Here is a 22,203-nt window from a genome sequence, read left to right on the forward strand (position 1 = left end):
ACGATTAGGTAAACCAGCAGCTTAACCGCGCAGGCTGTGGCGGCCTACCCGCTTAGCCTGATGGTGCGTTATCAGCCGCAGCGATAACAGGCGCGGCTACGACCAAGGCTTCCTTGGCGATTTTGCTCAAGGCCTTGATCGCCCGCTCGCGGCGCAGTGCATCGCCTTTACCAGCGCAGACCTCGATATACACCAGAGCCTGCGCCGGACTGGAGTAGAAGAAGCGCGCGCCCTTGCCGCGCTGGTGTTTGGCAAAGCGCTTGTGCGGATCGTCGCTGACGCCACAGTACAGCGCGCCATTGGCCGCCCGCACCAGGTAGACAAACCAGGGCTTGGCGGCAGGCGTTTCAGGCGCAGAAGAGGAGTCAGGCATCAGTTACATCAACAGGCAATGAGCAAGGTCGCCGAGCTTAACGACTCTTCTGAAACGCCGCCAAACCTTTACCCGCCTGCTGGCGAATGGCGTTTTGCACAAAGGGCGCCCAGCCCAGTAGGCGGCCTTTGGTGCCCAGCGCCTGGCCAGCCCAACGCCACAGGTCGAAGTGATCACGGTGCTCGACGATCTTGCCATTGCGTAACACGAAACTGGCCTCGATATGGTTGACCACGGTGTTGCCGGTCTGGCTGAACACATAGGTCGCCACCCAGCGCGCCTTACCGGAGTGTTCATCGGCGCTCACGCCATCAAAGGTCAGGGAAAAATCCTTGGCGCGGGCGCAGAGCATGCGCCACATATCGCCCGCATCGCGGCCGCGCAAATCGGTAAATACTGGGTCACTGAAACGCACATCGTCGGCGTAGCAACGGGCCATGGCCTCGGCGTCCAGCTGCTGGAAGGCCTGATAGAAGGCGGTGATCAGTGCGACGTTGGCATGGCTCATAAGCGGCAACTCCGGATTTAGGACTGCGAGGAGTATTGCGGGAAAACTGTCATTGCGCGATTGGCGCAAAAGACAGCTTTGTGTCAATAATCGCCAAACACCAACCTGGCCAATTTGCATGCTGACGATTGCGCTGTATATCTGCCCGCAGACCGTCTGTTCGAGCCTGAGCATGGCCATGGATGCCTTTAACCTGGCTAACCGCCTGGCCAGCCCGCCGCCGTTCCGGCTATTGCGCGTCAGCCTGGACGGTCAGACCGTCGACCTCGACTTCGCCCGCATCCAGGTCGATGGCGACCTGGCGCTGGCCGAGCAGGCCGACGTGCTGCTTCTGCCGGCCAGCGGCAGCGCCATCGACAACACCCTCGCCGCCAACGCCGCGCTATTACCCTGGCTGGCGCAGCGCCCTGCCAGCCAGCAACTCGTCAGCCTGTGCAGCAGCGCCTTTCTGCTCGCCGCCGCCGGCGTACTCGACGGTCGCCGCGCCACCACCCACTGGGCGCTGGCCAACCAATTCCGCCAACGCTTCCCACGTGTAGAGCTGCGCATCGACCAGCTGTTGTGTCAGGACGGCCAGCTGTTCAGCTCCGGCGGCGCGCACGCCGGCCTCGACCTGTGCCTGCACCTGATCGGCCTGCATGCCGGCAGCGAGCTGGCGCAGTTGGTCGCCAATGCCCTGGTGTTCGATACCCAGCGTGGCGCTCAGACGCGCTTCGCCCCGCTGTTGCCCGCGCCGCTGCCGCACGACAGTCAGCTCGGTCCGCTGCTGCAGTGGATGCAGCAGCACCATGGCGAAAGCATCGACCTCAACCGTCTGGCCACGCAGGCCAACTGTTCATCCCGCACCCTGTTACGGCGTTTCAAGGCCAGCACCGGGCTGACACCTAACGACTACCTGCAGCGCCTGCGCATCAGCGCCGCGCAACGCGCCTTGCACGACCCCGGCTGCTCGCTGGAACAGATCGCCAGTCAGGTTGGCTACGGCGACCGCGCCACCTTTGCCAAGCTGTTCAAACAACTGTGCGGCGAAACACCCGGGGCATTCCGCAAGCGCCTGCGACAGTCGGCCTAAGAACGTCGCCGCAACGTATCAAGATGCCGCGTCGGTGTTTGTCGATAAATACCATAAAGTCCAAAATGGATTTAATTGTTTAATTCGCTGCGGAGCCGCCCATGTCGATCACCCCTTATGTGCTGGATAAAACCGAAGCCGAGCGACTGCTTGCTCAGGTCGATGTGCACCAGGCCATGGTCGCCCTGTTCCGCGAGCTGGCCGCCGGCAAGGCGGTGCAACCGGCGCAGCAACTGGTGGAATTCCCCAATGGCGGCGGCGACTTTATCAACTACCTCGGCGTGCTCGCCGGCGCGGGTGTGTACGGGATGAAGACCTCGCCCTATATCGTCCGCGAGCAAGGCGCACTGGTGACTGCCTGGACGTTGCTGATGTCCATGCACAGCGGCCAGCCGCTGTTGCTGTGCGACGCCGGCAGCCTGACCACCGCGCGCACCGCTGCCACCACCGCCGTCGCCGTGGATGCCCTGGCCGCGCCCGAAGCCAGCCGCCTGGCGGTGATCGGCAGTGGCGCGGTGGCGCGCGCCCATGTGCACTACGCGAAGAATCTGCGTCCGTGGCAGAGCATCCGCTTGTACTCACCGAGCCTGGCCGGCAAAACCGGCGCGCAACTGCTGCAACTGCAACAGCTCGATCCACGCGTCCAGCTGTGTGCCAGCCAGGCGGACGCCATTCGCGATGCCGATGTGCTGATGCTGTGCACCTCGTCAGCCACGCCGCTGCTCGACCCGCGCGAGCTGGATAAACCGGCACTGATCACCTCGATCAGCACCAACGCCCCGCGCGCCCATGAAATACCGCCCGCCAGCCTGCTGAACATGGATGTCTACTGCGACTACCGCGCCACCACCCCGGACAGCGCGGGTGAAATGCTCCTGGCGAGCCGACTGGGCTGGAGCAGTGCTGACATCCTGGGGGATCTGGCCGAGCTCGTCAGCGGTAAGGCCGTGCGCCCGGACTACCGCCGCTCGGTATTTTTCCGCTCCATCGGCCTGGGCCTGGAAGATGTCGCCCTGGCCCACGCGCTGTACCAGCTCAAACAGGAGGCACGCTGATGCAGCAGGCGGACTACCTGATTATCGGCGCGGGCATCGCCGGGGCTTCCACCGGCTACTTCCTCGCCCCGCATGGCAAAACCATCGTGCTGGAGCGTGAGCAGTTGCCCGGTTATCACGCCACTGGCCGCTCCGCTGCGCTCTATACCGTTGCCTATGGCACACCGCAGGTGCGCGCGCTGACGGCAGCCAGCCGGGCGTTTCTCGACACGCCACCGCCAGGCTTTGCCGCCCACCCGCTGCTAAGCCCGCGCGGCGAGCTGGTGGTGGATTTCAGCGGCGATACCGAAGAATTGCAGCGCCAGTTCGCCAGCGGCCAAGCCAGCGTGCCCGAGATGCGCCTGCTGAGCGCCGATGAAGCCTGCGCCCTAGTGCCGGTGCTGCGCCGCGACAAGGTGCAAGCCGCCATGCTCGATCCCAGCGCCGCCGATATCGACACCGATGCCCTGCACCAGGGCTACCTGCGTGGCATTCGCCAACACGGCGGCGAAATCCACAACAACCGCGAAGTGCTGAGCATCCAGCGCGATGGCGATGCGTGGCAGGTGGACTGCGGCACCGAGCGATACCGCGTCCGGGTGCTGATAAACGCCGCCGGCGGCTGGTGCGACCAGATCGCCGCCCTGGCTGGCGTTACGCCCATCGGTTTGATCCCCAAACGCCGCGCCGCCTTTACCTTTAACGGGCCGGAAGGTATCGACTGCCACGCCTGGCCCTGCGTGGTCAGCCTGGATGAATCCTTCTACTTCAAGCCCGATGCCGGGCTACTGCTCGGCTCGCCCGCCAACGCCGACCCGGTCGAAGCCCATGACGTGCAACCGGAAGAGCTGGATATCGCCCTGGGCATCTACCAGATCGAGGAACACACCAGTCTGCACATCCCCCGCCCGGCGCATACCTGGGCAGGCTTGCGCTCCTTTGTCGCCGATGGCGATCTGGTCGGCGGTTTCGACCCACAGGTGGCGGGCTTCTTCTGGGTCGCGGGCCAAGGCGGTTATGGCATCCAGACCTCCGCAGCGATGGGCATGGCCTGCGCCGCCCTGGTTCGTGGCGAGCCGTTGCCAGAACACCTGCGCCAATTCGGCCTAACGGAGGCCATGCTCTCGCCAACTCGCCTGCGCCAATAACCGCTCGCAGCGCCCAAGGATGACGCCTTGGGCGCTTTGCGGCACACTCGCAACGCCTCCCAAGCCCGAAGAGTTAGCCGCATGACGCCGCCCCGCCCCGCCCCCGAGCTGGACAACTACCGCACCATCGCCGACGCCATCGCCACGCTGTTCTTCCCCCACGCCGAGGTGGTGCTGCACGACCTGCGCACGCAGAAGGTCGACTACATCGCCAACAATATTTCCAAGCGGGCCATCGGTGATGACGCGGCGCTGGAAGATCTGCTTAGCGGCGAGGTCGATGAGCGCAGCATCGGCCCCTACGAGAAACTCAACTGGGATGGTCAGAAGATCCGTTCGGTCAGCAGCGTGCTGCGCGATACCAGCGGCACACCGATCGCGGTGCTGTGCATCAACCTGAATATCTCGCTGTTCGAAACCGCCAAGCAGGCGCTGGATCTATTCCTATCTTCGAGCAAATTGATTCCGCAGCCCGACGCGCTGTTTCGCGACGATTGGCAAGAGCGCATCAACACTTTCCTCCACGCTTGGCTGCGCCAACGCCAGCTCGGCCTCAACCTGCTGACCCGCGAGCACAAACGCGAACTGGTCGAAGCCCTGCATGCCGAAGGCGCGTTCAAGGGCAAGAGCGCCGCCAACTATGTCGCCAACGTACTGAACATGGGCCGGGCGACGGTGTACAAGCACCTGAAAGAGATCAAGAGCGAGTGATACCGGCCGCGGAGCGACACAGTTATTAACGCAATAGGGCTGTCGTTCCACCATCCGCCAGTGCGAAACTCCAGCAACCTGCAATGGTCTGAAGCGACTCGGCAAACCATTAAGCCGCAGTTAAGCCAAGGATGTTTTCCTGAGCCGACGCATTGCCTGCACCCATTGCCCCACCATGTCCCAACCCCATAAGAAGGACTGCCCATGCCGTTCGCTGCATCGCGTCGCCCCTACGCCTTTTACTGGCTGCTGACTTGGCTGGCCGTCACCCTGAATCTGGGCCGTTTCTTTGACCTGGCCGCACCGTCCTGGTTGCTGCTGTACCAACTGGTGCTGATTGGCAGCTATGCGCTGCTGTTTGTCGCGCCGGGCTGGGTCATGACCCGCCTGATACTGAGGTTCTCGCCGAAAGCGGCGGCAGTCCTGGCGGTGGTGCTTGCTGGCGTGGTGCAACTGGCGCTGTATGGCGACCATATGTTGTGGCAGCTCTACGGCTTCCACCTCAATGGGTTTGTCTGGAACATTATCAGCACGCCCGGCGGCATTGCCGCGCTGGGCTCGTCGGCCTCCACCGAGCGCGAAGTGGCGCTGCTCGCCGCGGGCATATTCGCCCTGCAGGCTGGCCTGCTTGCACTGACCCATGGCCTGGCACGCTTGCGCGGCCTGCCCGTGACGCGCCTGGCCTGGGTGTTGCCGCTGTTTATCGTGGTCACCCTCGGCGAACGCATCAGCTATGGCGTCAGTCACTTCTACGGCTACAGCCCGCTGCTGGAAAACGCCCAGCGCATGCCGTTCTACCAGCCCTTGACCATGCGCCGCGTGCTGGAAAGACAATTCGGCCTGGAACGCCCCCAGCGCCTGGAGGTCGCCAGCGCCGAGCTGAAAGGCCAGTTGCGCTACCCCCAGGCCCCGCTGCGCATCGAGCCACCGGCCAAGCCGCTTAACGTCGTCTGGCTGGTTGCCGAATCCTGGCGCGCCGACAGCCTCAACCCACGCGTGATGCCACAGACCCATGCCTTCGCCCAGCGCGCCCAGCATTTCGTCAGCCACTACTCTGGCGGCAACGGCACGCGCATTGGCATGTTCAGCCAGTTCTACAGCCTGCCGGCGAGCCTCTGGTTCCCGGTACTCGACGCCCGCGTCGGCAGCCCGCTGATCGATGTTCTGCAGCAGCAGGACTACCAGATCAAGCTGCTCACCAGCGCCCGCTTCAGCTACCCGGAGTTCGACAAGACCCTGTTCGTCAACGTGCCACGCGAGCAGATGGTCGAGGATGACCAAGGCCACACCTGGGAACGTGATCGACGCAACGTCGACCGCCTGCTGAAGTTCGTCGACCAGCGCGATCCGGCCAAGCCGTTTATGACCTTTATGTTTTTCGAGTCGCCGCACGCCAACTACAGCTTCCCGCCGGAATCGGTGATCGAACCGGATTACCTGCCCGACTTCAGCTACGCCAGCATGGACCTGCAGCGCGACATCGGCGGCATCTACAAGCGCTACCTGAACTCGGTCAACCACCTCGACAGCCAGCTGGCGCGTGTCACCCAGCACCTGGAGAAGAACGGGCTGCTGGACAACACCCTGGTGGTGATCACCGGCGACCACGGTGAAGAATTTATGGAGAAAGGCCGCTGGGGCCACAACTCCACCTTCGTCGACGAGCAGGTGCGGGTGCCGCTGGTGCTGTGGATTCCAGGCAAGGCAGCCCAGCAGGAAAAGCTGCGCACCAGCCACACCGACCTGTTGCCGACCCTGCTACCCCTGCTCGGCGTGCAGAACCCACAACAGGATTACTCAGTCGGCCGCAGCCTGTTCGATGCCCAACCCGGACGCATACTGTTGGCCGGTGACTGGGATCGCCTGGCCTTCCTCGGCGAGCAGTACAAGGTGGTGCTGCCGTTTACCAGCGGCAGCTTCACCGCGCTGCAGGCCAGCCGCGCCGATGACCGGCCGCTGAAAGACAGCAGCAAGGTGCTGCAGAGCCAGTTGCCGCAGATCCAGGTGGAAATGCGCGACCTGCGCCGCTTCCTCGCCCACTAAGGCGAGGGGCACACGCCGTAAACGCCGCAGGACGACGCGATGGATATCAAGCAGCTGAAATACCTGATCGCCCTGGAGCAGACGCATAACTTCGGTCAGGCCGCGGCGCGTTGCCATGTCACCCAGCCGACCCTGTCCATGCGTTTGCGCGGCCTGGAAGAAGAACTGGGCCTGCCCTTGGTGCGCCGTGGTCAGCGTTTCGAGGGTTTTACCGCCGAGGGCGAGCGTATCCTGGCCTGGGCCCACAGCCTGCTGGCCGCCCATGACGGCCTGTATGCCGAAGCCTCGGCCTGCCGCGGGCAGCTAGTCGGCACCCTGCGCCTGGGCCTGGTGCCGCTGGGCGGCATCGACCCGATGCGCCTGCTTGGGCTGTTCGCCCGCCAGCACCCGAACCTGCGCTTTCAGCTGTTCGCCCTGAGCAGCGAAACCATTATCGAGCGCCTGGCCAGCAACCAGCTGGACCTCGGTCTGGCCTATCTGGAGCGCATCGACCGCGAGCGTTTCGATTGCCTGGAACTGGCCAACAGTGGGATCGGCCTGCTGCACGACAGCCGCCACTTCGACATCACCGAGGCCGAGCTGGACTGGCAGGAGGTGGCGGCCCTGCCCCTGGGCCTGCTGTCCAGCGGCATGCATTTTCGCCAGTCCATCGACCACTGCTTGCGCAGTCGCGGCCTGAGCCCCACTCCCCTACTGGAAACCGATGCGGTGCACAGCCTGCTGCAGGCGGTGAGTGCCGGCCTGTGTTGCGCCGTGGTGCCGCTGGGCGGCGGCCTGGATAACGGCAACCCGCACCTGCGCCTGACGCCCATAGGCGACGCCCACACCCTGTCGCCCCTAGGCCTGCTGATGCGCCGCGCCGCGCCGCGCTCGCCGCTGGCCGAAGCCTGCTTTGCAGCAGCCAGCGAACTGCTCTAAGAACCAGCTTTGGATCTGCTGCGCGTCGGCGATGCAGCGTTAAAAACAGCCTCGGAATGCTCATTTACAACTCGTAAACTCCGCTTCCTCGGCTGTTTTTGCCTTGCCTCGCTCTAGCTCGCGAGATCCGAAACAGGTTCTAGCATTATCGAGCCGCTCTATCACAGCATCGGCAGCACTGATTAGACGCATCCGTTTATAGGGCATAGCCTGAGGCAATCTATCTGCGTCAGAGGCCTTGCCCATGTCACGCCCGCGGATCGCCTGCGTCAGCACCACCCAACCCATGCCACCGCGCGACTTTCACTATGCCGAACTGGAGCAGCCGCTCTTGGGCGCGCACGCCACGCTGGCCGAGGAATGTGCGCTGGCCATCAGCTACAACGGCATCACCCAGGCGGTGATGATGCTCAGCCCCACGGACCTGGAGGATTTTGCCCTGGGCTTTAGCCTGGGCCAGGGCCTGCTGGAGTCCATCGACGATATCTATGACATCCAGCTGAGCGGCACCGACAGCGCCCGCCAGGTCGAACTGAGCATCAGCAGCCGCGCCTTCTGGGCGCTCAAGCAGCAACGCCGGCAGATGGCCGGCAGCAGCGGTTGCGGCCTGTGCGGCGTGGCCGCCCTGGAGCAGGCGCTACCCGCACTGGCGGATCTAGAACCAGCGCCATTGCCGCCCGCAGCCCAACTGCACGGCCTGCGCCAGCGCATCGCCCAGAGCCAGACCCTGGCCCAGTCCAGCGGTGCCCTGCACGCCGCGCTGTTTGTCGATGAGCAGGGGCAGATCCGCCTGTGCCGCGAGGATATCGGCCGCCACAACGCTCTCGACAAGCTGATCGGTGCCCTACAGCGCCAGCGCCTGGATGCTCGCGCGGGCTTCGTGGTGATCACCAGCCGCTGCAGCCTGGAGCTGATCCACAAGGCGGTGCGCGCTGGCATTGCGACATTGGTCAGCCTGTCCGCACCCACCGCCCTCACCGTGGACTGGGCGCGCCGCCATCGGCTCAACCTGATTCATTTACCCCATCACAGCGCGCCGCGGGTCTATAGCCCCGCCCCCGTCCAAGGTCAGCCAGCATGAGCCTGCAACCCATAGCCCCGCGTTACAGTCCTTATCAAGGCCCGGCCGCTGGCTGGGGCGCATTGCGCAGCGTGACCCACGCCTGGCTGGACTCCAAGCAGCCTTTCAAGAACCTGCGCGCCCTGCTCAAGACCAACCAGCACGGCGGCTTCGACTGCCCCGGTTGCGCCTGGGGCGACTCGCCCCACGACGACCGCATCAAGTTCTGCGAAAACGGCGCCAAAGCGGTCAACTGGGAGGCCACCAAGCGCCGTGTGGACGCTGCCTTCTTCGCCCGTTACAGCGTCGCCCAGCTGCGCGAACAGAGCGATTATTGGCTGGAATACCAGGGCCGCCTGACCGAGCCGATGCGCTACGACGCCGCCTCAGATCACTATCTGCCGGTCAGCTGGGACGCCGCCTTCGCCCTGATCGCCGAGCACCTCAAGGGCCTGACTGACCCCAACCAGGCCGAGTTCTACACCTCGGGCCGGGCCAGCAACGAGGCGGCTTTCCTCTACCAGCTGTTCGTCCGCGCCTTCGGCAGCAACAACTTTCCCGACTGCTCGAACATGTGCCACGAGGCCAGCGGCATCGCCCTCAACCAGACGGTGGGGGTCGGCAAGGGCAGCGTGACCTTCGACGATTTCGCCCTGGCCGACGCCATCTTCGTGCTCGGGCAGAACCCCGGCAGCAACCACCCGCGCATGCTCGAACCGCTGCGCGAGGCGGTGGCCCGCGGTGCCCAGGTGGTGTGCTGCAACCCGCTGAAGGAGCGTGGCCTGGAGCGTTTCCAGCATCCACAGCATCCGCTGGAGATGCTTAGCAACGGCTCGGCCGCGACCCATACCGCCTACTTCCGTCCGGCCCTGGGCGGCGACTGGGCGCTGCTGCGCGGCATGGCCAAGCAGCTGCTGGCCTGGGAACGCGAACAGCCGGGCGAGGTGTTCGACCACGCGTTTATTGCCGAGCACACTCAAGGCATCGACAGCTACCTGGCCGAACTGGACGCCACAAGCTGGGAGGCTATCGAAGCCCAGGCCGGCATCGACCTGGCCGAGATCCGCCAGATGGCCGCGCTCTACCGCAATGCCGAGCGGGTGATCATGTGCTGGGCCATGGGCATCACCCAGCACCAGCACTCGGTGGCGACCATCCAGGAAATCGTCAACCTGATGCTACTGCGCGGCAACCTCGGCCGCCCCGGTGCCGGTCTGTGTCCGGTGCGCGGCCACAGCAATGTGCAGGGCGACCGCACCATGGGCATCAACGAGCGCCCGCCGGCCGCGCTGCTCGATGCCCTGCAGGCGCGTTTCAATTTTCAGGTGCCGCGTGCGCCTGGGCACAACACGGTGGAGGCGATCAACGCCATGCTGGAAGGGCGCAGCCGGGTGTTTATCGGCCTGGGCGGCAACTTCGCCCAGGCCACCCCGGACAGCCCGCGCAGCCACCAGGCCCTCAGCCAGTGCGCGCTGACCGTGCAGATCAGCACCAAGCTCAATCGCAGCCACCTGACCTGCGGCACGGATGCGCTGATCCTGCCGTGCCTCGGCCGCACCGACATCGACCATCAGGCCGGCGGCCCGCAGGCGGTGACGGTGGAAGACACCTTCAGCATGATCCACGCCTCCCATGGCCAGCTCGAACCACTGTCGCGCGAGATGCGTTCGGAACCGGCGATCATCGCCGGTATCGCCCAGGCCACATTGGGCCGGCACCCAGTGGACTGGAACGCACTGATCGTCGACTACGGGCGCATCCGCGAGCTGATCGCCGACTGCATTCCCGGCTTTGCCGACTTCAACCAGCGCCTGCAGCAGCGCGGCGGCTTCTACCTGGGCAACGCCGCCAGCACCCGCCAGTGGCGCACCGCCAGCGGCCTGGCTAATTTCAGCAGCCAACCGCTACCGGCCAGTCTGCTGCCCACGCAGATCAGCCAGAGCGGCGCACAGGCCGACCTAATCCTGCAGACCCTGCGCTCCCACGACCAGTACAACACCAGCCTGTACGGCCTCGACGACCGCTATCGCGGGGTCAAGGGCCAGCGCCAGGTGCTGTTTATCAATGCCGAGGATATCCAGCGCCTGGGCTTCGAGCCCGGGCAGAAGGTCGATATCGACTCGCTGTGGAATGACGGCGTGCAACGCCAGGTGCGCGGCTTCACCCTGCTGGCCTACGACATCCCCAGCGGCCAGGCCGCCGCCTACTACCCGGAGGCCAACCCGCTGGTGCCGCTGGACAGCTTCGGCATCCACAGCTTTACCCCCACCTCGAAATTTATCGGCATCACGCTCAGCGCCCACCAGGCAAACGGTTCGGCGCGGATTATCTAAACCAAGGGCAATCCACAACCTGAGGGTGCGCAGCGCGCACCCTCCTCCCACCGGGCAACGAGCCCAGCCAATTTGTCGCCTGTGACCCTAAAAAATCTATAGCTCAAGCCTTCCTGCCTACGGGCTGCGCGCCTTGCGCGCGGCCACGCTTTTACCTTGCCAGCGACTACAAAAATCATAATTTCGCCATTCCCCGGCTCCGAACAGAATGCGGCTAAGCCCCACAGTCAGCCGCACTAGAACAACAACGTTCGGAATCAGAGGACCCCTGCCATGACCGACCTGAATCAAAGCGCCTTGCACATGCCCACCGGCGTGAGCCTTGAAGGAACAGAAATCGACACACTGGTGGTGGGGGCCGGTCAGGCCGGCGTGGCCATCAGCGAACACCTGAGCACGCTGGGCGTGCCGCACCTGGTGCTGGAGAAAAACCGCATCGCCGAAGCCTGGCGCACCGGCCGCTGGGATTCACTGGTAGCCAACGGCCCGGCCTGGCACGACCGCTTCCCCGGCCTGGCCTTTGACGACCTCGACGCCGACGCCTTTGCCCCCAAAGAGCGGGTCGCGGCCTATTTCGAAGCCTATGCAAAGAAGTTCAACGCGCCGATTCGCACCGGCGTGGAAGTGCGCAAGGTGACGCGCAATAGCGACCGCCCGGGCTTTCGCATTGAGACGTCCGAGGGCGTGATCCAGGCCAACCGCGTGATCTCTGCCACCGGGCCGTTCCAGCGTCCGGTGATCCCGCCGATCGCGCCCAAGGACGACCGAATCACCCAGATCCATTCCGCGCAGTACTACAACCCACAGCAATTGCCCGAAGGCGCGGTGCTGGTGGTCGGCGCAGGCTCGTCGGGGGTGCAGATCGCCGATGAACTGCAGCGTTCCGGCAAGAAGGTCTACCTCTCGGTGGGGCCGCACGACCGGCCGCCACGCGCCTACCGCAACCGCGATTTCTGTTGGTGGTTGGGCGTGCTCGGCGAGTGGGATGCGGAAGCCGCCCAGCCGGGCAAGGAACACGTGACCATCGCGGTGAGCGGTGCCCGTGGCGGGCATACCGTGGATTTCCGTGGCCTGGCCCATCAGGGCATGACCCTGGTAGGGCTGACCAAGCGTTTCGACAACGGCGTGGTGACCTTCCAGCAGGACCTGCTGGAAAACCTCAAGAACGGCGATAAGAACTACCTGGCGCTGCTGGATGCGGCCGACGCCTATATCGCTCGCAACGGCCTCGACCTGCCGCAGGAGCCGGAAGCCCGTGCCACCTACCCTGACCCAGAGTGCGTAAGCAAGCCGCTTGCCGAGCTGGATCTGGCCAAGGCCGGCGTCACCTCGATCATCTGGGCTACCGGCTACGCCGTGGATTTCAGCTGGCTGCAGGTGGACGCCTTCGACGCCAAGGGCAAGCCTGCGCACCAGCGCGGCGTGTCCCGCGAGCCGGGGGTGTACTTCCTCGGTCTGCCGTGGCTGTCGCGCCGTGGTTCGAGCTTTATCTGGGGCGTTTGGCACGACGCCAAACACGTTGCCGGACATATCGCCACCCAGCGCACCTACCTGGCCTACCGCGATAGCGCCACGCGGCAAAAACGCTGACTGAGCGCCAAATCCAGCTCGCTGACCGAGGCCCTGCGGGGCCTCTTCACCCACTCTGTTTACAGGACGCACGTCGATGCCTACCCATACCCGTATCCGCATGTTCAACACCAAGGACACCTACCCCAACCAGAGCTTGGACAATGACCTGTGCCAGGCCGTGCGCGCCGGTAACACCGTGTATGTACGCGGGCAGATTGGCACCGACTTCAACGGCAAACTGGTTGGTCTCGGCGACCCACGCGCCCAGGCCGAGCAGGCCATGAAGAACGTCAAACAACTGCTCGAAGAGGCCGGCAGCGACCTGTCGCATATCGTCAAAACCACCACCTACCTGATCGACCCGCGCTACCGCGAGCCGGTCTACCAGGAAGTCGGCAAGTGGCTGAAAGGCGTGTTCCCGATCTCCACCGGTCTGGTGATCAGCGGCCTCGGCCAGCCGGAGTGGCTGATGGAGATCGACGTGATAGCAGTGATCCCCGACTGAAAGCTACTGCACTCGGCCATACGGCGTTGAGGGCAGCCAGGAAAATGCTCATTTGCACCAGCAAACTCCGCTTTTCCCGGCTGCCCTCGCCTTGTCTGGCCTTCGCTCGCGACGCTTTCAGGATTTTGTTTGTAAGGAGGCTTTATGACCTTTTCCATAGTCGGCCGCTGCGCCGAAACCGGCCAGCTGGGCATCGCCATCAGTTCCTCGAGCATCGCCGTGGGCGCCCGTTGCCCCTGGCTGCGCGCGGGGGTCGGTGCGGTGGCCAGCCAGAACATCACCCTGCCGGCCCTCGGCCCGCAAATTCTCGACGCCCTGGAAGCCGGGCTGGAACCGGCGGCGGCGCTGGATCAGGCGCTCAGCCGTAACGGCTACAGCCAGTATCGCCAGGTCGCGCTGCTCGACAGCCAGGGCCGCAGCGCACTGTTCTCCGGCAGCGAAGCCCTGGGGCTGCACAACGCCCTGACCGGCGAGCAATGCGTGGCGGCCGGCAATCTGTTGTCTGCGCCAGCGGTGATCGCCGCCATGATCAGTGCCTTCGAGCACACCCCAGGTCAGCTCGCCGACCGGCTGCTAGCGGCGATGCACGCGGCAATGGCCGCCGGCGGCGAGGCCGGTCCCGTGCATTCTGCGGCGCTCAAGGTGGTTGGCGATCTGGTCTGGCCGATCATCGACCTGCGCATGGACTGGGCCGAGCAGGACCCGATCGGTGAACTGGACAAGCTCTGGCAGGCCTACCGGCCGCAGATGCAGGACTACCTGATCCGCGCCCTCGACCCGACCCGCGCCCCTAGCTACGGCGTACCCGGCGATGAATAAGCTCAGCAGCCGCGACCTGCTGGCCCAGCTGATCGCCTTTCCCACCGTCAGCCGCGACTCCAATCTGGGCCTGATCGAGTTTATCCGCGACTACCTGGCAGGCCTCGACGTGGCCTGCGAGCTGGATTACAACGGTGAACGCAGCAAGGCCAACCTGTTCGCCACTATCGGCCCGACTGACCGTGGCGGCGTGCTGCTGTCCGGACACAGCGACGTGGTGCCGGTGGACGGCCAAGCCTGGAGCCTGCCACCTTTCGAGCTGAGCGAACGCGATGGCAAGCTGTATGGCCGCGGCAGCGCCGATATGAAAGGTTTTATCGCTTGCGCGCTGGCCGCCGTGCCGCACTTTCTCGCCCAGCCGCTGCGCCTGCCGCTGCATCTGGCGTTTTCCTACGACGAAGAAGTCGGCTGTCTGGGCGTACGCTCGCTGCTGGCCGACCTAGAGCAACGGCCGAACAAGCCTGCGCTGTGCATTATCGGCGAGCCCACCGAACTCAAACCGGTGCTCGGCCACAAGGGCAAATTGGCCATGCGCTGCCAGGTACAGGGCGCGGCCTGCCACTCGGCCTATGCAACCCAGGGGGTGAATGCCATCGAATACGCCGCCAAGCTGATCAACCGGCTCGGTGAAATCGGCCAGCGTTTGAGCGCACTTGAGCGTCAGGATGCGCGCTTCGACCCGCCCTACTCCACGGTGCAGACCGGGCTGATCCAGGGTGGCCGCGCGTTGAATATCGTCCCCGCCGACTGCCAGTTCGACTTCGAGGTGCGCGCCCTGCCGGCGCATGACCCGCTGCAGGTGGCCGCCGAGCTGATGGACTACGCCGCCAACACAGTGCTGCCACAGATGCGTGCACGCAGCGCCGAGACTGCCATCGAGTTTCAACCGCTGTCGGCCTACCCCGGACTGGCCACCGACCCACACAGCGAGGCCGCGCAACTGCTAGCGCTGCTGGCCGGCAGCGGCGATTTCGGTACGGTGGCTTTTGGTACCGAGGGTGGGCTGTTTCACCAGGCCGGCATCCCCACAGTGATCTGCGGTCCCGGCAGCATGGACCAGGGCCATAAACCGGATGAGTTCGTCAGCGCTGAACAGCTGGCCGGTTGCGACGCCATGCTGCTGCGCCTGGCGCAGTGGCTGCAAGAAAGTTCCTGACTCACGGCCGCTAACGACTCAGTCAAGGAGCGACGGCACGCCGCCCCAGCGAACGAAGTGAGCACACTTGCTAGCTGGTTTTAGCGGTAGCCAGATAATGCGCAACCAACGCATTGGCGTGACCATGACCCATGTCGTATTCAGTTTTGAGCCATGCCACCATTTCCATATGCTTCTTGCCGGCGACTGTTTCCAGCAGAGTTAGCCAGTGGGCGATTGGCTGCCCGTGCTTCTTTTCAATTGAAGGGAAATACGACGCGGGCCCTTTTACTTTGGTGTCTTCGCTCATGGGTGCGAACTCCGTTTCTGCCTACGCTGAGTTGGGCCGGCGCTCAGGGCGCTGCCGGCTCTTTGATTTCATGCCAGTTGCTGTCCGGATCGAACAGGCGCATGGCGCTGACCACCTTGTCGCTGTCAGGGCCAAGATCGCTCTCGAACACTTGGCCGTCGTGGCTGATCATAAAGCTCATCACCCCGCTGTCGCCATACTCGGCCGGCCAGGCGATCAGGGCAAAACCGCGGCTCATGTTGTCGCCCAGCTTGTACCCGTAGGCACCACCCGGTGCCGACTGCCCCTGGGCCTCCAGGATGCGGTAGTGATAGCCCTGCCACTCGCCATCCGGCAGTTCGTCGCCAAACAGCGGGCCGAGCGGGCTCTGCGCAATGCCCGGTTCCTCCGGCCAATACAGGCCATCGTACTGACCGTCACTGCTGATAAACGTCTGCGCGTACTCGAGCACACCGTCGCCGTCGCGGTCGATCTCGGCGTAGTCCATCTGTGCATCGTGGTAAGCGCGCACCGCCTCCATAGCGGCCAGCTCATTGCGCCCGATACGCCGCGCGCGGACCTCCTCACGCCCGGCTTGGGTATCGAAGCGCCAACCGTCATCAGCCTTTATCAGCGGCAGGGGGAACGTCAGCGGCGTATTGCCGACCAGCAAATGTGCACGCTTACCGCCCTCAACCTGAATCGTTCGCTTCTGCCGATAGAGCGCGAGGAAGGCGTCGACATCCTCGCGCTCGATGTTGTTAGTGGGGATCCAGGTTTCCCAATCATCCCCAAGCAGCGCGGCCAGGCGCACGGGGTCACCCTTCTCGGTGCCCAGCGCACCGATCAGCGCCTCGACGGCGGCAGTTGGCGTGGGATAGACCTGCTGCGCGTGGGCATCCAGCGTCAGCAAGGCCAGCAGCGGCAGGCAATAGCGCAATATGGCATTCATGGTGAATCTCCTTTCAGCGCCGACGGCCACCACCACGGGAGGTACCCCGTGAAGACGATGGAACCGAGCGCTGCACCGACTGGCCGCTGCGCTCGACCTTCGGCCGGCTGGCCGAGGCGCGGCTGGTTTGGCCACGGTTGACGGACGCCTGTGCGCGTGAGGGATTGCGTGAGTCGGCGAAGGCGTTGTTACGGGTCCGTGGCGTGCTGGAATACTTTTCTCGCGCCTGCTGGCGGGCCTGCGGGCTGCTTTGCGTGCGCTGACGCGCCTGTGCACGGGCCTGCGACTGTTCACGGATACCGCGCTCGGCGGTCTGAGCACGCTCGCGCGCCTCACGATTGCTCGTGGCCGGAGCCTCGATACCACGCTGCGACAGGCTCTGCCGGGCCCGCTCGCGGTCAGCGGCGCGCCCCGGTTCACGACCGCGCAAGGCATCGCGCTGTTCGCTGCCGGCCAGGCGCTGACCATACTGCTCACGGCTGCTGCGGTCGCGGTAGGGCACCCCGTCGCGATTGACCGCGTTGTGCTGCCACTTGTTTTGATTAACGTTGATCTGCCGGTTGCTGTTGATGGTGTTGTAGCGGTTGATGTCGATGTCGACATCGCCGTGGCCCCAGTCGCAGTCGCCCCACAGCGAGTCGACGATGGCCACACCGGCCGCGAACCCCAGGCCGGCGACCAGCGCGGAGCCGAAGTAGTAACCGGGCGGTGGCGGGTAATACACCGGCGGATAGGCCGGATAGGGCCAGCTGCCGTAGACCACGGTCGAGTTGTAGCTGGGCACGTAGATGACCTGCGGATCGGCCGACTCTATGATGATGGTCTGACTGGCGGCCGGCTGCACCACCGTGGTCGTGCTGGTCGTGCTGGTCGATGCCGCCGGCTGCACGATGACCTTCTGCTGTTCACTGGACTTGAGGTTGCCGGCGGCCTGGGCCTGGCGACGTAAGCGCTGCACCGAGTCCATGACCGCATCAGGCTGGGCGAGAAAGGCGTCGCCGACGCGCTGCACCCAGGCCGGGTCCTGGCCGAGAGTCACCAGCACCGCCGGGAAGGCAGCCAGCGACTGCACGCTCGGGTCCCAGGGCTGACTTGCCACCTGTCGCACGGCGGCGTCGCCGCTGGCATCCGGATGTTCCGTGGACCAGGTCACGGCGTCGGCGACATCGCCGGGGTAGGTCGAGGCCATCAGCACCTGAGCCAGCAGGGCGTCTGGATACAGCGCCAGCGGTGCCATCATCTGGTCCAGCTCCTGCGCACTGAACACGGTTTCAGCCGTGCTCTCGGCGGCAGGCGCAGCGACTGCCGCAGAAGGCGACTGCGCACTGGAATAAGTGCTCCAACCCGCCAGGAGCAGCCAGGCAAGCAGAACAGTGCTGAAACGACGACAACTGGGCATGACGCTTCTCCTTGCGAAGAAAAGCGGGAGCTAGACACAGGGGATGGTCAGCGTCGCCGACGACAACTCGGCGACCTCAGCAAGCATAGGAGGTTTTCCAGAAGCCGCAGAATGCGGCTTGGAGGGATAAGGAGTTAGCGCCGCTCAGTTGGCTTTTTTACGCGCGAGCACCCGGTGTGCCGCGAGCGCTCTTCTTCTGCAGGATCAGCGAGGCTTCGTTGTAGGCATGCTGGAAGGCATCGCTGCCGATCCACTCCACGGCCGTGTCTTCGTCTTCATCATGGAAGATCCCGCGATAGACAATCAGCAGGCCCATCATAAAGTCCGTAGCCGCATCTTCCGCTTCCTCCGCGACCACCAGCTCCAACACCGGGTATTGCAGGAACACCAGGCACATCGCCAGCAGGCTGATGCCCTCGCCGACTTTCATCGCCTGGAACAGATCGTCGAAGTCGGCCGGATCGAAACCGCTCTCTTCGATGTCTTTGAAATCGAAGGTGCTCAGGTCGATCTCGACATCATCGAACGGCTCGTTGATCAGCGGATTGGCCAACAGCGGATGCACGACATTGACCTTGGCCTTGCCCGAACGGTTCTGCTTGGCCTTGGCTTTGGCCCGCTGGGCACGTTTTAGCTGTTTATCTGGGGAAGCCATGGGGCGCGGTCCTTGTTCGATGCAGCCATAGGTATGGCTCGGGATAATCGTGTGCGTATTGTATTCAGTCTTGGCTGGGGGTACCGGCCAAAGGCGGGTGAATTATTTTTCCCGCTTTAAATACTTGCTGTCGATCCAAAGCGACCACTGGCAACAAGTGGCCGCAGAGCGGGCTCGCCGAAGGTGCAACCCGCCGAGTAATGCTCCACCCAGCAAGGTTAAGAGCCCGTCATTGTGCGATCGCCGCGCATACTGAAGCATGCACAAAGGTAAACGTGGACAGAAATGTGTCGAGCCCGTAACGTCCCGCCGCGCCATTGTTGGAGCAACATAACAGGGAGAGTCTTTAGTGAAACACCTCTTAACTCTGCTGCTAGCTAGCACACTGATCGGCTGCGGCACCGCCAATATCCGCGACGACTACAAACTGGACACTGCCAGTGGCGAAGGTCTGGTCATCGGATCCATAACCTATGACGGTGCCATGGCCGAATACCGTATCAATTACGAGCGAGAAGGCGGGGGGACACGCAACTACTTTAGTGCCGGAGCGGCCATGTACCCCGCCATGCCACGCAACGACTTCCCCACCAACAGCTTTCGCGGCGCGCTGTTCAGCTCGGCACTTCCTGCTGGTCGTTACCTGATCCGCAAGTCGAGTACCTCGGGCGGCATGGTCAACAGCCACTCCACCAACCCCGAAACCATCGCCTTCGAAGTAGCCCCCGGCAAAGCAACCTACCTCGGTAACTTTCACTTTGTTCCTGTACGTCGCTTCAACATCCTGATTGGTGCAAAAGTCATACACCTCGATCAGCTCGCGCGGGATCAGCCAGTATTTCAAAAACGCTATCCGGCACTGACCAATACTCCAATCAAAACCATCGAGATACGCAATGGTGGGCTAGGGGAGTCGGTGAAAACAGAGATTCAGGTTATAACCCCTGGTGGAGCTGTTATCAGCACTGACCGCTAAGGCTGGGGAGTGCCTGCACTAACTTCTGCAGAAGCCGCCTGGCACGCTTCACGCCCCATTTGCGGCCCCACTCCCCGCCCCCAACTGTTCCTTACAGAACTCGACAAACAGCTGCGCCGGTTTGGTCAGCTGCGAACGCTTCAGCCAGGCAGCGGCCAGGCCGGAGCTGGTCACCGGCTCGGCGATATCCACCATCACCACCTTCTTGCCGTCGTAGGTGCATTCCGAGTGCGGGCGGGTCACCAGCAGGGAGAAGCCGAAACCCTGGCCGACCATGCCGCGCACCATTTCAATAGACGGTGAGCTGAAGACGATATTGGGTGTCAGACCCAGCTCTTCAAACAGGCTGACGAAGTAGGTGCGACTCGGTTGCACGTCGAGCAGGATCATCGGTTCCAGGCACAGGTCGCGCAGTGACACCTGGGCCTGACCGGTAAATCGATGGTCTTCGGGTAGCAAGGCGTAGGGTTTCTGTGGGGCCATCAGCGCTTCGCTGGCGATGGTTGCGTCGAGGTCGTGGTCGTAGAGGATGGCCAGGTCGAAGCGCCCGGCCGTCAGGCCCTGGATCAGCTCTTGTTGCTCGCCATCGCGGATGCGGATTTCCACCCCTGGGTAGCGCGCATTGAAGCCGGCGATCAGCCGCGGCAGATACAGCGGGGCCACGGTCTCGAAGCAGCCGATATCGATCTGCCCGGCCACCACATCGTTATCGGCCAGGGCGTTCTGCTCGAACTCGCGGGCCATGCGGATCAGCTCCTGAGCCTTCTTGTAGAAGCGCGCGCCGCCAGGCGTCAGCGACACGCCCTGGGCGTGGTGGCGGATAAACAGTTGCAGACCGAAGCTCTCTTCCAGGCCTTTGATCGCCGTGGAGATCGACGGCTGGGCGATATACAGCTTGCGCGAAGCCTCGGCCACGCTGCCGCATTCCACGGTGGTGACGAAATACTTGAGCTGACGCAGGGTGTAGGCGGCCATGCGGTACCTCCTCGATAGCGGCCTGCTGGCCGTCTTGTACTGATTTTATGCAGCCAACATACCCCAGGCCCGGCACTGGGGCTGCCCAGTTTTTTAATGGCCTGCGAGCATAAATTTACTAATTTTCCTTCAGCCCGACCTGCGCCACCATCGACCTCAACAACCCAAAAGCCGTTCACGGCATCCGGTATGAGGATAGAGGCGATGTTGGACTACAGCGGTTGGCAGAAGCGCGCGGCCGAGCAAGGCTTTATCACCCAGGTACTGATCGACGGCCAGCTGCGTCCGGCCCAGAGCGGCGCGACCTTTGCCTCGATCAACCCGGCCAACAACCAGTTACTGGCCCATGTCGCCGCCTGCGACGCGGCGGATATCGATGCCGCCGTGCGCAGTGCCCGCCAGGCCTTCGAGCAAGGCCCCTGGGCGCGCATGGCACCCCGTGAGCGCAAGCAGGTATTGCTGCGTTTGGCCGAGCTGATCATGGCCAACCGCGAGGAACTGGCGCTGCTCGACTCGCTGAACATGGGCAAGCCGGTGATGGATGCCTATAACGTCGACGTTCCCGGTGCAGCCAACGTTTTCAGCTGGTACGGCGAGGCCCTGGACAAGCTCTATGACCAGGTCGCGCCGACCGCCAGCGATGCCCTGGCCACCATTACCCGCGAGCCACTGGGGGTGATCGGTGCAGTAGTACCGTGGAACTTCCCGCTGGACCTGGCCGCCTGGAAACTCGCGCCAGCCCTGGCTGCCGGCAACTCGGTGGTGCTCAAACCCGCCGAGCAGTCGCCCTTCTCCGCCCTGCGCCTGGGCCAGTTGGCCCTGGAGGCTGGTTTGCCGGCCGGGGTATTGAACGTGGTGCCGGGCCTGGGTGAAAGCGCCGGGAAGGCCCTCGGCCTGCATATGGACGTGGATTGCCTGGCGTTTACCGGCTCCACCGAGGTGGGCAAGTACTTTATGGCCTACGCGGCGCAGTCCAACCTCAAGCAGGTGTGGCTGGAATGCGGCGGCAAGAGCGCCAATCTGGTGTTTGCCGACTGCCAGGACCTCGACCTGGCCGCCGAAAAAGCCGCCTTCGCGATCTTCTTCAACCAGGGCGAAGTCTGCTCGGCCAACTCGCGCCTGCTGGTCGAACGTTCGATTCACGATGAGTTCGTCGAGCGCCTGATCGCCAAGGCGCAGCATTGGCAACCCGGCGACCCGCTCAACCCAGCCAGCCGCGCCGGAGCCATAGTCGATGCCCGCCAGGCCGAACGCATCATGGGCTTTATCGACCGGGCGCAAAGCCAAGGCACCACCCTGGTATGCGGCGGCCAGCGCCTGAGCGTGGGCGGCTCGGATAACTTTATTCAGCCGACCATCTTTACCGGCGTCACGCCGGACATGCAGCTGGCCCGCGAGGAAGTGTTCGGCCCGGTGCTGGCGGTCATGCCTTTCGACAGCGAGGACGAGGCCGTGCGCCTGGCCAACGACAGCCCGTACGGCCTGGCCGCCTCGCTGTGGACCGATGACCTCAACCGCGCGCACCGCGTGGCCAAACGCCTGCGCGTCGGCACCGTATCGGTGAACACCGCCGATGCGCTGGATGTCTGCACGCCGTTCGGCGGCTGCAAGCAATCCGGCTTCGGTCGCGACCTGTCGCTGCATGCCTTCGACAAATACAGCCTGTTGAAGACCGCCTGGTTCCAGCTGCGCTCCTGATCACCGTTCTCGGAGCTCTTGATCGTCG

At 63.9% G+C, this 22,203-nt stretch carries 21 protein-coding genes; 14 read left to right on the forward strand and 7 right to left on the reverse strand.

The window, feature by feature from the left end; translation table 11 throughout:
- Window positions 1-52 precede the first annotated feature (52 nt).
- On the reverse strand, window positions 53-373 hold the full coding sequence (locus WBK23_RS06510; RefSeq protein ID WP_424483144.1) for a GIY-YIG nuclease family protein: 321 nt from the start codon (window positions 371-373) through the stop codon (window positions 53-55).
- Window positions 374-410: 37 nt separating this feature from the next.
- On the reverse strand, window positions 411-881 hold the full coding sequence (locus tag WBK23_RS06515; RefSeq protein WP_424483145.1) for a nuclear transport factor 2 family protein: 471 nt from the start codon (window positions 879-881) through the stop codon (window positions 411-413).
- 118 nt (window positions 882-999) lie between these two features.
- Here WBK23_RS06515 and WBK23_RS06520 point away from each other — a divergent pair, with 118 nt between their 5' ends.
- From WBK23_RS06520 to argE, 12 genes are all read left to right on the forward strand, one after another.
- Window positions 1,000-1,953, forward strand: a complete 954-nt coding sequence (locus tag WBK23_RS06520; RefSeq protein WP_424483146.1) for a GlxA family transcriptional regulator — start codon at window positions 1,000-1,002, stop codon at window positions 1,951-1,953.
- 101 nt (window positions 1,954-2,054) lie between these two features.
- Window positions 2,055-3,008 carry an ornithine cyclodeaminase family protein gene (locus WBK23_RS06525; RefSeq protein ID WP_424483147.1) on the forward strand — a complete coding sequence of 318 codons (954 nt, stop codon included), beginning with the start codon at window positions 2,055-2,057 and terminating at the stop codon, window positions 3,006-3,008.
- Window positions 3,008-4,135 carry an NAD(P)/FAD-dependent oxidoreductase gene (locus WBK23_RS06530; protein WP_424483148.1) on the forward strand — a complete coding sequence of 376 codons (1,128 nt, stop codon included), beginning with the start codon at window positions 3,008-3,010 and terminating at the stop codon, window positions 4,133-4,135. The genes WBK23_RS06525 and WBK23_RS06530 overlap by 1 nt, the downstream gene beginning before the upstream one ends.
- An 81-nt stretch (window positions 4,136-4,216) precedes the next feature.
- On the forward strand, window positions 4,217-4,846 hold the full coding sequence (locus WBK23_RS06535; RefSeq protein WP_424483149.1) for a helix-turn-helix transcriptional regulator: 630 nt from the start codon (window positions 4,217-4,219) through the stop codon (window positions 4,844-4,846).
- 204 nt (window positions 4,847-5,050) lie between these two features.
- Entirely contained in the window at window positions 5,051-6,889 is a 1,839-nt protein-coding gene (locus WBK23_RS06540; protein ID WP_424483150.1) for a sulfatase-like hydrolase/transferase, read from the forward strand.
- Window positions 6,890-6,928: 39 nt separating this feature from the next.
- A complete protein-coding gene (locus WBK23_RS06545; protein ID WP_424483151.1) occupies window positions 6,929-7,807 on the forward strand; it encodes a LysR family transcriptional regulator in 879 nt (292 codons plus the stop codon).
- Window positions 7,808-8,051: 244 nt separating this feature from the next.
- Window positions 8,052-8,888 carry a formate dehydrogenase accessory sulfurtransferase FdhD gene (fdhD, locus tag WBK23_RS06550; protein WP_424483152.1) on the forward strand — a complete coding sequence of 279 codons (837 nt, stop codon included), beginning with the start codon at window positions 8,052-8,054 and terminating at the stop codon, window positions 8,886-8,888.
- Complete coding sequence (locus WBK23_RS06555; RefSeq protein WP_424483153.1) at window positions 8,885-11,200, forward strand: FdhF/YdeP family oxidoreductase; 2,316 nt, start codon at window positions 8,885-8,887, stop codon at window positions 11,198-11,200. Before fdhD ends, WBK23_RS06555 begins: the two co-directional genes overlap by 4 nt.
- Before the next feature lie 273 nt (window positions 11,201-11,473).
- Window positions 11,474-12,790 carry a flavin-containing monooxygenase gene (locus tag WBK23_RS06560; protein WP_424483154.1) on the forward strand — a complete coding sequence of 439 codons (1,317 nt, stop codon included), beginning with the start codon at window positions 11,474-11,476 and terminating at the stop codon, window positions 12,788-12,790.
- A 76-nt stretch (window positions 12,791-12,866) separates the two neighbouring features.
- Window positions 12,867-13,277 carry a RidA family protein gene (locus tag WBK23_RS06565; protein ID WP_424483155.1) on the forward strand — a complete coding sequence of 137 codons (411 nt, stop codon included), beginning with the start codon at window positions 12,867-12,869 and terminating at the stop codon, window positions 13,275-13,277.
- A 144-nt stretch (window positions 13,278-13,421) separates the two neighbouring features.
- Window positions 13,422-14,096, forward strand: a complete 675-nt coding sequence (locus WBK23_RS06570) for a DUF1028 domain-containing protein (RefSeq protein ID WP_424483156.1) — start codon at window positions 13,422-13,424, stop codon at window positions 14,094-14,096.
- Window positions 14,089-15,252, forward strand: coding sequence for an acetylornithine deacetylase (gene argE, locus WBK23_RS06575; RefSeq protein ID WP_424483157.1), 1,164 nt, complete (start codon window positions 14,089-14,091; stop codon window positions 15,250-15,252). Before WBK23_RS06570 ends, argE begins: the two co-directional genes overlap by 8 nt.
- Before the next feature lie 70 nt (window positions 15,253-15,322).
- Here the strand turns inward: argE and WBK23_RS06580 are convergent, their stop codons facing one another.
- The 4 genes from WBK23_RS06580 to WBK23_RS06595 all read right to left on the reverse strand — a co-directional run bounded on the left by WBK23_RS06580 (window position 15,323) and on the right by WBK23_RS06595 (window position 18,526).
- On the reverse strand, window positions 15,323-15,541 hold the full coding sequence (locus WBK23_RS06580) for a DUF4287 domain-containing protein (RefSeq protein ID WP_424483158.1): 219 nt from the start codon (window positions 15,539-15,541) through the stop codon (window positions 15,323-15,325).
- Between the two features lie 43 nt (window positions 15,542-15,584).
- Window positions 15,585-16,472: a DUF2950 domain-containing protein gene (locus WBK23_RS06585; RefSeq protein WP_424483159.1), complete on the reverse strand. Its 888-nt coding sequence runs from the start codon at window positions 16,470-16,472 to the stop codon at window positions 15,585-15,587.
- Between the two features lie 13 nt (window positions 16,473-16,485).
- On the reverse strand, window positions 16,486-17,871 hold the full coding sequence (locus tag WBK23_RS06590; RefSeq protein WP_424483160.1) for a DUF3300 domain-containing protein: 1,386 nt from the start codon (window positions 17,869-17,871) through the stop codon (window positions 16,486-16,488).
- Window positions 17,872-18,028: 157 nt separating this feature from the next.
- Complete coding sequence (locus WBK23_RS06595; RefSeq protein ID WP_424483161.1) at window positions 18,029-18,526, reverse strand: hypothetical protein; 498 nt, start codon at window positions 18,524-18,526, stop codon at window positions 18,029-18,031.
- Window positions 18,527-18,875: 349 nt separating this feature from the next.
- Here WBK23_RS06595 and WBK23_RS06600 point away from each other — a divergent pair, with 349 nt between their 5' ends.
- Window positions 18,876-19,502 (forward strand): hypothetical protein, encoded by a 627-nt coding sequence (locus WBK23_RS06600; RefSeq protein ID WP_424483162.1) that lies wholly within the window; start codon window positions 18,876-18,878, stop codon window positions 19,500-19,502.
- A 48-nt stretch (window positions 19,503-19,550) separates the two neighbouring features.
- Here the strand turns inward: WBK23_RS06600 and WBK23_RS06605 are convergent, their stop codons facing one another.
- Entirely contained in the window at window positions 19,551-20,477 is a 927-nt protein-coding gene (locus WBK23_RS06605) for a LysR family transcriptional regulator (protein WP_424483163.1), read from the reverse strand.
- 204 nt (window positions 20,478-20,681) lie between these two features.
- Between WBK23_RS06605 and WBK23_RS06610 the strand changes: the two genes are divergently transcribed.
- Window positions 20,682-22,175 carry an aldehyde dehydrogenase gene (locus WBK23_RS06610; RefSeq protein ID WP_424483164.1) on the forward strand — a complete coding sequence of 498 codons (1,494 nt, stop codon included), beginning with the start codon at window positions 20,682-20,684 and terminating at the stop codon, window positions 22,173-22,175.
- Window positions 22,176-22,203: the final 28 nt, after the last annotated feature.

This window comes from Pseudomonas sp. (genome assembly GCF_049653025.1).
Classification (GTDB): Bacteria; Pseudomonadota; Gammaproteobacteria; order Pseudomonadales; family Pseudomonadaceae; genus Aquipseudomonas.